This window comes from Albidovulum sp., assembly GCF_049646345.1.
Lineage (GTDB): Bacteria > Pseudomonadota > Alphaproteobacteria > Rhodobacterales > Rhodobacteraceae > Albidovulum.
In genome coordinates this window covers 1-9,056 of the sequence record NZ_JBARVQ010000648.1, presented here as the reverse complement: position 1 = coordinate 9,056, position 9,056 = coordinate 1, and the positions used below count along the sequence as shown (strand labels likewise).

Annotated in this window: 8 protein-coding genes and 1 pseudogene; 3 read left to right on the top strand and 6 right to left on the bottom strand. The window is 63.7% G+C overall.

Features of this window, described 5'->3' with window-relative positions:
- A partial coding sequence (locus tag WBB85_RS16945; RefSeq protein WP_432639773.1) for a hypothetical protein occupies positions 1–383 on the top strand: 383 nt, incomplete at its 5' end.
- 82 nt (positions 384–465) lie between these two features.
- On the opposite strand, the gene WBB85_RS16940 is transcribed toward WBB85_RS16945, so the two are convergent.
- Positions 466–1,608 (bottom strand): glycosyltransferase family 4 protein, encoded by a 1,143-nt coding sequence (locus WBB85_RS16940; RefSeq protein WP_432639772.1) that lies wholly within the window; start codon positions 1,606–1,608, stop codon positions 466–468.
- 235 nt (positions 1,609–1,843) lie between these two features.
- Here WBB85_RS16940 and WBB85_RS16935 point away from each other — a divergent pair, with 235 nt between their 5' ends.
- Positions 1,844–3,013 carry a glycosyltransferase family 4 protein gene (locus WBB85_RS16935; protein WP_432639771.1) on the top strand — a complete coding sequence of 390 codons (1,170 nt, stop codon included), beginning with the start codon at positions 1,844–1,846 and terminating at the stop codon, positions 3,011–3,013.
- A 93-nt stretch (positions 3,014–3,106) separates the two neighbouring features.
- Here WBB85_RS16935 and WBB85_RS16930 read toward each other — a convergent pair whose 3' ends face one another.
- The 3 genes from WBB85_RS16930 to WBB85_RS16920 are packed head-to-tail and all read right to left on the bottom strand — an operon-like array spanning position 3,107 to position 5,919.
- Positions 3,107–4,513 carry a mannose-1-phosphate guanylyltransferase/mannose-6-phosphate isomerase gene (locus WBB85_RS16930; protein WP_432639770.1) on the bottom strand — a complete coding sequence of 469 codons (1,407 nt, stop codon included), beginning with the start codon at positions 4,511–4,513 and terminating at the stop codon, positions 3,107–3,109.
- 21 nt (positions 4,514–4,534) lie between these two features.
- The gene (locus WBB85_RS16925; RefSeq protein ID WP_432639769.1) at positions 4,535–5,788 is read right to left on the bottom strand and encodes an arylsulfotransferase family protein; all 1,254 of its coding nucleotides are present in this window, start codon (positions 5,786–5,788) and stop codon (positions 4,535–4,537) included.
- On the bottom strand, positions 5,785–5,919 hold the full coding sequence (locus WBB85_RS16920; RefSeq protein ID WP_432639768.1) for a hypothetical protein: 135 nt from the start codon (positions 5,917–5,919) through the stop codon (positions 5,785–5,787). Before WBB85_RS16920 ends, WBB85_RS16925 begins: the two co-directional genes overlap by 4 nt.
- A 150-nt stretch (positions 5,920–6,069) precedes the next feature.
- Between WBB85_RS16920 and WBB85_RS16915 the strand changes: the two genes are divergently transcribed.
- Entirely contained in the window at positions 6,070–7,473 is a 1,404-nt protein-coding gene (locus WBB85_RS16915; protein ID WP_432639767.1) for a phosphomannomutase, read from the top strand.
- Positions 7,474–7,511: 38 nt separating this feature from the next.
- On the opposite strand, the gene WBB85_RS16910 is transcribed toward WBB85_RS16915, so the two are convergent.
- Complete coding sequence (locus WBB85_RS16910) at positions 7,512–8,513, bottom strand: C45 family autoproteolytic acyltransferase/hydolase (protein WP_432639766.1); 1,002 nt, start codon at positions 8,511–8,513, stop codon at positions 7,512–7,514.
- Positions 8,514–8,545: 32 nt separating this feature from the next.
- Positions 8,546–9,056, bottom strand: a pseudogene (locus WBB85_RS16905) (biotin carboxylase); the annotation flags it as partial.

The window sequence follows — 9,056 nt, the reverse complement described above, 5'->3', positions numbered from 1 at the left end:
GGTCAGCACTGGTCGATGGCTATGGCGCAATCCTCGGCACCGGGGGCGCGACCCGCGTTCCCGCCGATGAGATCGCCCGGAACCTTGGCCCGAAGCCGGATGAAAGCGCCGATCACGGTCCGTCGATGGCCGCAAGGATCAGCGCGGTCGGGCGCAAACTGATCGGCCACAAACGGTTCGAGGCGCTGGTGGCCTTTGCCAAGTCGAAGCTTGCCAAAGATGGCGTCCTTCACCCCAATCACCACCTGTTCGAGGAATATATGGGGCGCGGACTGTGCCGTATCGAGCATGCGCGCGAGCGGCTGGGCTACGCGCCTGAATTCAATCTGAAGCAAGGGCTTACGGCTACGACTGGTCATTTGCAGCGGCTGAAAGGATCGTAACGCCAGTCCCGGACTTGATCCGGGACCTCTTGGGACGGCCCGGGCAGAGGCCCCGGATCACGTCCGGGGCAAGCGCGCGGATCTATTTCCGTCCGGCCAAACCGGTATAGGTGTCCTCGAACTGGCCATGCACCCAGTCGGGATCGAAGCGGTCAAGCTTTGACTTTGCCAGCGCCGCCCCGGACATGGATTTCCGAAGCGTCCCGTCGGTCAGGATGCGGGTGACCGCCCCGGCAACAGCCTCTACATCGCCGATGGGCACCACCGCGCCGACCTCTTCGTCAATCAGTTCCACCACCCCCGAACAGGCCGCCGCGACAGCGGGGATACCGGCCTGAAACGCCTCGACGATGGTAAAGGGCAAAGCCTCCCACCGTGAGGTCAGCAGGAAAAGGTCCGAGGCGCGCAGATAGAGATGCGGGCGGTTGACGCGGCCCAGAAACCGCAAGTGGTTCTGGACGCCCTTTTCCCGGGCTAGCGCCTTCAGTTCGTCCTCATCCACACCGTCGCCCGCGACGATGAAGCGAAACCCGGGATGGTCGGGGATCATCCGCGCCACCGCGTCGATCAGGATGTCGATGCCCTTCTGATATTCCAGCCGGGCCACGGTGATGATCAGCTTGTCGCCATCGCCCAGAAGCTCACGCCTCAGCGCCGCCACCTCATCCTCGCCATCCTCGGGTGGTGGGGCGACGCCAAGGCCGAGCACTTTCAGCTTGGCCTCGGGCACCCCGCCGATCCGGGCCAGATCCTCGGCCGAACGATGCGAGGGCGTGATCACCAGATCGGCCTTGGCCGCGATCCCGCCGAAGGAGGCGATGCGCGAGGGCTCAGAGCCGTGATAGGTGACGGCCAGGGGGATGTTCAGCCCGCGCCGGGCGAGGTTGGCCACCAAAGCCGGGGCGGATTCGTGGGCGTGGATCACATCGACCCGGTGCGTCTTCAGCCAGCGGCGCAGGGTCCAGGCCGACTTTGCCACGTTGAAAAGGCGCATGGGCAGCGAGCCGCCCTCGCCCGAGACATATTTCGTCGGCAGGGTGAGGAAATCGGGTTCCGTCTCTGGCCCGGCCCAAGCGGCAGGTGTGCCACCAAGCGTGATCCGATGCCCCTGCCCCCGCATCCAGTCGCGAAGCGCCAGAACGTGGCGGGTGATGCCGCCCACGCCGAACTGGGTCTGCATTTCCAGAATGTGAAGCCGCTCCCCGGCACCCTTGTTATCAGTCATGACCTTGAAATCACCTGTCCCTCTTCCTGTCGTCCATAGCGCAAGCGCGTCCGGATCGCATCAGCAAGATGCGGATTTTCATGTGAAAGCACCGTTCCGTAGCCCGGCGGGAAACGAAGTGGCGGATTTGCCACCTTTGCGGACCGGGGCGCACCGGCCCTGCCCGAACGCGCCTGACGGATTGGGCAAAGGTGAAAATTCCGACTAGGAAGGGGCAAGGACAGGAGGCCAGAAGATGCATGTCGGCATAGATGCCAGCGCCTGGGACAACGAACGCGGCTTCGGGCGGTTTACCCGCAGCCTTGTCGGCGCTTTGGCCAGGCGCGATACCGGCTTTTCCTATTCGCTGCTCTTCGACCGGACGCCGAGCCTGCCGGTGCCGGACGGGGTTCGCGTCGTTGTCGCCGGGGCGGGCCGGTCGATGTCGGAGGCCTCATCTGGCGCAGGCGCCCGGGCCGGGGCTGATATGTGGTCAATGTCGCGCGCTGCTGGCAGGCTTGGTTGCGATCTTTTCTTCTTTCCGGCGCATTATTCCTACTTCCCGATCCTCAGCCGGGTGCCAAAGCTGATCTGCATCCATGATACGATCCCCGAACGCTTCCCCGACCTGATATTCCCGACCAAGCGCAATGTGCTGCTCTGGCGGGCCAAGACCCGGCTGGCGATCTGGCAGGCGCGGCGGGTCCTGACCGTTTCCGAGGCATCGGCCGCTGATATCGCGCAGATCCTGCGGGTGCCGCGTGCGCGGATCGATGTGACGACCGAAGGCCCGTTCGATTGCTTCCAGCCGATCGATGATCCGGCCCGCATCGCCACCACCCGTGCCCGCCACGGGATCGATGAAGATGACCGGGTGCTGGTCTATATCGGCGGCTTCAACCGCCACAAGAATGTACTGCGGCTAATCGAGGCGATGCCCGCGATCCTGACCGCCTGCCCCAAGGCGCGGCTGGTGATCGTCGGGCGCACGACCGGCGACAGGTTCTGGGACAATGTCGAGGAACTGACAGCAGGCGCCGCGCGTGATGCCCGCGCCTGGGGCCGGATCAGCTTTACCGGGGAAATCGACGACGGCGAGATGGCGGAACTGCTGGCAGGAGCCGAGGCGCTGGTGCTGCCCTCGCTTTGGGAAGGGTTCGGCCTGCCCGCGGTCGAGGCGATGGCCTGCGGCACGCCGGTCCTTGCCTCCGATCGCGGCAGCCTGCCGGAAGTGGTCGGTGATGGCGGCCTGCTGTTCGATCCCGAAAACACTAGCGAGATCGCGAAGGCCGCAATCCGTCTCCTGACCGAACCCGGTCTGCGTCAAAGCATCAGCGAAAAAGCCCTGAACCAGGCTGCCGGTTTCACCTGGAACAAGGGCGCGGAACTGACCGAGGCCGCCTTTCGCCGAACGCTTGGGGCGTAAGGTGGGTTTAAACCCACCTTACAGGGGCGTCAGCGACGCCGGACGGGAGGGACATCTTGTCAGTTCCAAAAGTAAGGTGGGTTTAAACCCACCTTACGTCCGCCCGAACTCGTCCTCGATCCGGATGATGTCGTCCTCTTCCAGATAGGTTCCGGTCTGCACCTCGATGATCTCGACCGGGATGCGGCCGGGATTGGCCAGCCGGTGGACCGAGCCGATGGGCAGGTAGATGCTTTCATTCTCATGCAGCACCAGAATCTCGCCGTCGCGGGTGACCTCGGCCGTGCCGCGCACGACGACCCAGTGTTCGGCGCGGTGATGGTGCTTTTGCAACGAGAGCTTCGCGCCCGGTTTCACCACGATGCGCTTAACGCGGAAGCGTTCCCCCAGATCCATCGTCTGATACCAGCCCCAGGGCCGGTGGTTGCGGATATGTTCGACCGCCTCATCCCGGCCTGCCCCTTTCAGCGCGCCGACCAGCCCTTTCACCTCCTGCGCCTTTTCGCGCGGGGCGACCATGATCGCGTCGGGTGTTTCGATGATCGCCAGCCCCTCAACGCCGACGGCGCAGACCAGCCGCCCTTCGGAATGGATCAGGTTGTCCCTGGCCTCATGCGCGAAACCGTCGCCGCGGATCGCATTGCCAGCCGCATCCTTGTCGGATTCCGCCCAGACCGCGTCCCAGTCACCGACATCGGACCAGCGGAACCTGCCCGGTGCCACGCGGGCCTCGGTCGTCTTTTCCATGAAGCCATGATCGAACGAGATTGCCCGGGTCTTGCCGAAGCTTTCGCCCGGCACCCACATGCCAAGATCCTCGACCATATCGGTCACCGCCTGTGTGACATGTTCGACCGCCTCCGGCTCGACCGCGCCCAAAGCCTCGATCAGCCAGCCCGCGCGGAAGCAGAACATGCCCGCATTCCAGAGGCACCCTTCGGCGATCAGCTTTTCGGCCCGCGCCTCATCGGGTTTTTCGACAAATTGCGCGACCGCCGAGGTGCCATCCTTCGCGGCTGCACCGGGCTTGATATAGCCATAGGCCGTCGACGGGCCTGTCGGTTCAACGCCGATCACCGCGATACCCGACTTGAGCACAGACCCGGCTGCGATGTGAACCGCCTCGCTCAGCGCCGAAGCGTCGCGGATGAGGTGATCCGACGGCATCACCGCCAGCACCTGATCGGGGTCTTCCGCCGCCGCGATCGCCGCCGCCAGCAGGACGGCCGCCATCGTATCGCGCCGCTCGGGCTCGATCACCACGCGGGCCTCGGGCGAAACCGCCTCCACCTGATCGCGGATGGTGAAACGCACCGCATGCGCACCGATCACCATCGGCGCGCCAAAACCGTTCCCGGCCACGCGGGCCAGCGTCATCTGCAACAGCGTCTGATCACCGAGGATCGGAAGGAGCTGCTTTGCCATCCCCTCGCGCGAGACGGGCCAGAGCCGCGTTCCCGTCCCGCCACACAGAATTACCGGCAGGATCTTGTTACTCATGGTTTTCACTCCGTAATCGTATCACTTGGCGCAAGCGGGGACCGTCGTCAGATAGTCCGGCGGCAGATATTCAGCATAAAGCACCAGCGCGTTGTAAGTTTCATCGATGATATTGTTGTATTCGCGCACGATCTTGCCCGCCGGTGTCACTTCCAGCACCCGTCCTTGAATCGTGGCGGTGATCAGCCAGTTTCCATTCGGCAGGCGTTGCTGCTTGCCCATGATGAAACTGTCGAAATCGACGCCCTTGCCGTAGAACATGTCTTCTGAAACACCCGTCTTCGGGTCGATCCGGATGATGTTCGAGCGGAACCGGTCGGTATTGTTGGAAAAGATTGAAATCGTCCCGTCGGGCAGGAAATCGGCGTCATGCTGGTGCTGCCAGGGTCCGTAAGCCGACCATTTGACCGCCCCCGTCTTGCGCCCGATCACAGCTACCTGATCGATATTGCGGTTAGAGATCAGCAGGTCGCCTGCCTCGAATTGCGGGAAGGCTGCGGCCATTTCCGGCAGGAGTTCCTCCACATCGTTCGGATGGAAAATGTCGGCGCGATCGCCATATTGCGTGGTGCGGTCGAATTCGAATTCCTCAGGCACCTGCAGCGCAAGAGCATTCGCGGGCGATTTCAGGATCACATCGTCGATCAGATCGATCGATTCGAGGATGTCGCCGGTCTCGGGATCAAAGCGAATCATCCGCTGATCCTCTCCGCCGTTCCAGATCGCTGATGCCCATGTCCAATAGCCATCCACGCCGCGTTCCAGCGAATGATGGTAGATCTGGTCTGTCTTGGCCCAGACCGGCGCCCCGCAGGCATCAAGTCGCGCCATTCCTGGCGCATCGTCCCAGACAACAACGACCGACCCATCGGGCAGCATCGTCGCGATATGGGCAAACTCGCCCGGATCGCCACCCTCCTTGATGCGGGAATAGTCGATCGGATGGGTGTTTACCAACGCGCCCTGCCCGTCAAAGAGTTCCAGCACATAGGTTCCGGTATCGGCGTCAAAGCGATTGATGACCCAGTAACCGGGGGCCGCGGCCTGCGCGTCATGGATCGCGTGGCGTGTGTCGGCCGCATCCGGTCTGCGCCGCGCATAGGTGTCAAGCGGCATGATCCGTCCCGTCGCCCGGAACGACCGCCAGGCGACCCGCGCCTCATCGACCTGCTGCCAGGGCCACCAGTTCTTGTAGGTGGTCCACATACCGCCCAGAAATGCGACGAGCACGGCAAGAAAGATGCCTGCAAGGATCGAAAGGATTTTCGCATTCATCGGTCAGTTCCTGTCCAGAAACGCGCTGCGTTCGGCTGCTTGCCCATACGATAGACCGGATGAATTCGGCTTGCGACCTTCGCCGTCGGCACATTGAATTTTACTGCCGCAGCAGAAACAATCATCTGCATTCTGAAACATTCTCAACAATTCTGTCTTTCAATGACCCGGCCGATGCCCACCTGCAACGACCATAACACCGGATCGCGCCGACAGGCTATACATCCCCGGTCGATCTGTCACAATCGCCACAGCTAAGCCACTGAAAGACCGAGAGTAAGATGCCCCCCAAATTCGGTACAAGCGGCCTGCGCGGCCTGGTCAGCGAGCTGACAGATGGTCTTTGCGCGGGCTATGTTCGCGCCTTTTTGCAGGTCACGCCTCATTCCGGCCGCCTGATGATCGGGCGTGACCTGCGCCCCTCATCCGAACGGATCGCGGCGGCCGTCGCGGCGGCGGCTGCGGCCGAGGGGCTGGAGCCAGTCGATTGCGGCGAGGTGCCGACACCGGCGCTGGCGCTGGCAGCGATGGAGGCGGGGGCCCCCTCGGTCATGGTCACCGGCAGCCACATTCCGGCCGACCGCAACGGGCTGAAATTCTACACCGCCAATGGCGAGATCACCAAGGACGACGAGGCGGCGATCCTGCAGGCCTATGCGGGCGAAGCCGATTGCCCGCCCGCCGACGCGGTTCGGGACCCCGAGGCCCTGCCCGCCTATCGCCGCCGCTACCTCGCCTGTCTTGGCCGTGGCGCCCTGACCGGCCTCAGGGTCGGCGTCTATGAACACAGCTCCGTCGCCCGTGACCTTCTGTCGGAAACCTTGCGTTTTCTGGGGGCCGAGACTGTGTCGCTTGGCCGCTCGGACACATTCATCCCCGTCGATACCGAGGCGGTCGATGCCCGGACACGCAAGATGCTGGCGGGCTGGGCGGCGGACCATGATCTGGCAGCCATCGTATCGACCGATGGCGATGCCGACAGGCCCCTGATGACGGATGCGGACGGCCGGGTGATTCCGGGCGATGTTCTGGGCACCCTGACCGCGCACCTGCTGGGGGCCGATACCGTGGTCACCCCGGTTTCCTCCAATTCGATGATTGAACTTTCGGGCCGCTTTGCCCGGGTCATCCGCACCCGGATCGGTTCGCCCTTTGTCATCGCCGCGATGCAGGCCGCGCCGAAGGATGCCCGCGTCGCCGGGTTCGAGGCGAATGGCGGCTTTCTTCTGGGCTTCGCGGCTGAGGGGCGCGGTGGGCTGATCGCCCCGCTGGCAACACGCGACGCCTTCCTGCCGATCCTTGTGCCACTGGCCGAAACGATGCGGCGGGGCATGGGACTGGCAGAACTTGTGGCCGCCCTGCCCGCCCGCGCAACCGCAAGTGACCGGCTGACAGGTGTCGCGACGGAAAAATCGCTGGCGCTTGTCGGCCTGCTGGCACGGGACCCCGAAGCACGCGAGGTCTTCTTCAATGGCCATGGCGCAGAGGCGGGACTTGATCTGACCGACGGATTGCGGGTCACCTTCCAGTCAGGCGTTGTGCTGCATCTGCGCCCCTCGGGCAATGCGCCGGAACTGCGCTGCTATGCCGAGGCGGAGGACGACGAAACCGCCGCCCGGCTTGTGCAGGAGGTGCTGAAAACTGCGCAGGAGACGATTGACGGAGATCGCCCGTCCCGGGTCTGACCCGGGACCTCTTACCCGACCGCCGCAGAGGTCCCGGATCAGGTCCGGGACGGGGTTTCGGCCACGATCCTGTCGGGGGTGTGGATCAGCCGTTCGCCGGGCGTAAAGTCGTCCAACCCGAAGGCCCAGACCCCGCGCGGCCAGCGCAGGTCCATATGGCGCAGGCGGGGCCGGTAGACGGCGGTATAAAGCGTCCCGAAGCCGCGCGAAAAGGCGGTGGAATAAAGGGGCGGGCGCAGGAAGGCGCCGATGAACTTCTCTTCCGGCTCCACATGCAGGGTCAGGCGTTGAAGCAGGAACCGTTCGCGTTCCACCGTCGCGGTCATGCGGGCGTGGTCGGTCCATTCGACCGACTTCTGATGGTTTGTCGCCACAGCCGCATGGGTGATCTGTGCGGGCCGGTCGGGCGCCATCAGCGCGGTCAGGAAACGCCGCTTGGCGTCCAGCACCGTGACATTGTAGCTCATATGCGTCGGCAGGCGGGCAAGCGCCCTGCCCGCCTCTTCCGCCGTCGTACAGGTTTGCAGCACATAGCGCAGGATCAGGGGCACGCCGAAGCCTTCACCCACCACCCGGCGCCCACCAAAGGTCAGCGATACGGCAAGGCCCGCATCGTTCATCCCGTCGACCAGCCCCCACAGCCCGTCCGACGTGCCCAGTACCTTTCGGCCCAGCCAGTTGGTGCGTAGAATCAGGCGGTCGAATGCTGACGGGCTGTAATCGTAGTTCCTGACCAGAACCGGTTCCCGCCCCGGCCAGATCGCCTGTGAACAGCCCGACAGATATGGCGGCGGTCGCCAGAAGCTGAGGAACCGCGCAGCATGATCGCCGCCACCCGCCAGTTCACATAGCTGGTCATAGAGCCCGACCAGTTCCGGCATATGCGCCGCAAGGGCCTTGCGGCTTTGCCAATAGGGTATACGCGGCCCTTCGCCCTCGCGCAGCCACCAGCGGTGATAATCCGGCCAGTATTCATGGAAAAGCGCGGCCCAGATCGGGCCGGGCTCCTCGATATCGACAGCGCGCCAGAGATAGTCCATTTCAGCTATGTGCCGGGGCCGGGCCCCGGTGTCTACATGATCTTGAAGTCACCATCGCCAAGGGACGGCCCTGCCTCGGCCGAGGGCAAGGGCCGCGCGGCGAAAGCCTGCTGGATACCGTGGATCCATTTCTTCGACCGCTCGGTCAGCTTGAACCCGTTGGTCATCGACCGGCCCCGGGTCACGAGGATGCCCAGATCGGCGCCTTCATAGCGATAATCGCCAGGCTTCAGGATGCGCAGGAAGAAGGCCTCATTCTCACTTTCCACCGCGCGGCGGTGATAGTCGAAACGGTCGAAGACGACGCGGCCATCCTCAAGCATCTTGTAGATGCCCGATTGCGGCGCATGGGTGACGATATCGACCGAATCCTCGGTATGTTTGATGACCATCTGGGACCACGAATCGATCATCGACGGATCGGCCCAGCGGGCGTTCAGCTCCTCCACATCCAGGTTGAACTTTTTCTTCGAAAACTCAAGCAGATGGAACAGGAAGAGCGGCGCATCGGCATGGGCGAAGGCGGCGTGGTTGGTCATTGAC

Excerpts from the sequence above, each read along its gene's own strand:
- WBB85_RS16940 (WP_432639772.1), bottom strand. The coding sequence starts at position 1,608 with ATGACTGATAACAAGGGTGCCGGGGAGCGGCTTCACATTCTGGAAATG.
- WBB85_RS16935 (WP_432639771.1), top strand. The coding sequence starts at position 1,844 with ATGCATGTCGGCATAGATGCCAGCGCCTGGGACAACGAACGCGGCTTC.
- WBB85_RS16930 (WP_432639770.1), bottom strand. The coding sequence starts at position 4,513 with ATGAGTAACAAGATCCTGCCGGTAATTCTGTGTGGCGGGACGGGAACG.
- WBB85_RS16925 (WP_432639769.1), bottom strand. The coding sequence starts at position 5,788 with ATGAATGCGAAAATCCTTTCGATCCTTGCAGGCATCTTTCTTGCCGTG.
- WBB85_RS16920 (WP_432639768.1), bottom strand. The coding sequence starts at position 5,919 with ATGCAGATGATTGTTTCTGCTGCGGCAGTAAAATTCAATGTGCCGACG.
- WBB85_RS16915 (WP_432639767.1), top strand. The coding sequence starts at position 6,070 with ATGCCCCCCAAATTCGGTACAAGCGGCCTGCGCGGCCTGGTCAGCGAG.
- WBB85_RS16910 (WP_432639766.1), bottom strand. The coding sequence starts at position 8,513 with ATGGACTATCTCTGGCGCGCTGTCGATATCGAGGAGCCCGGCCCGATC.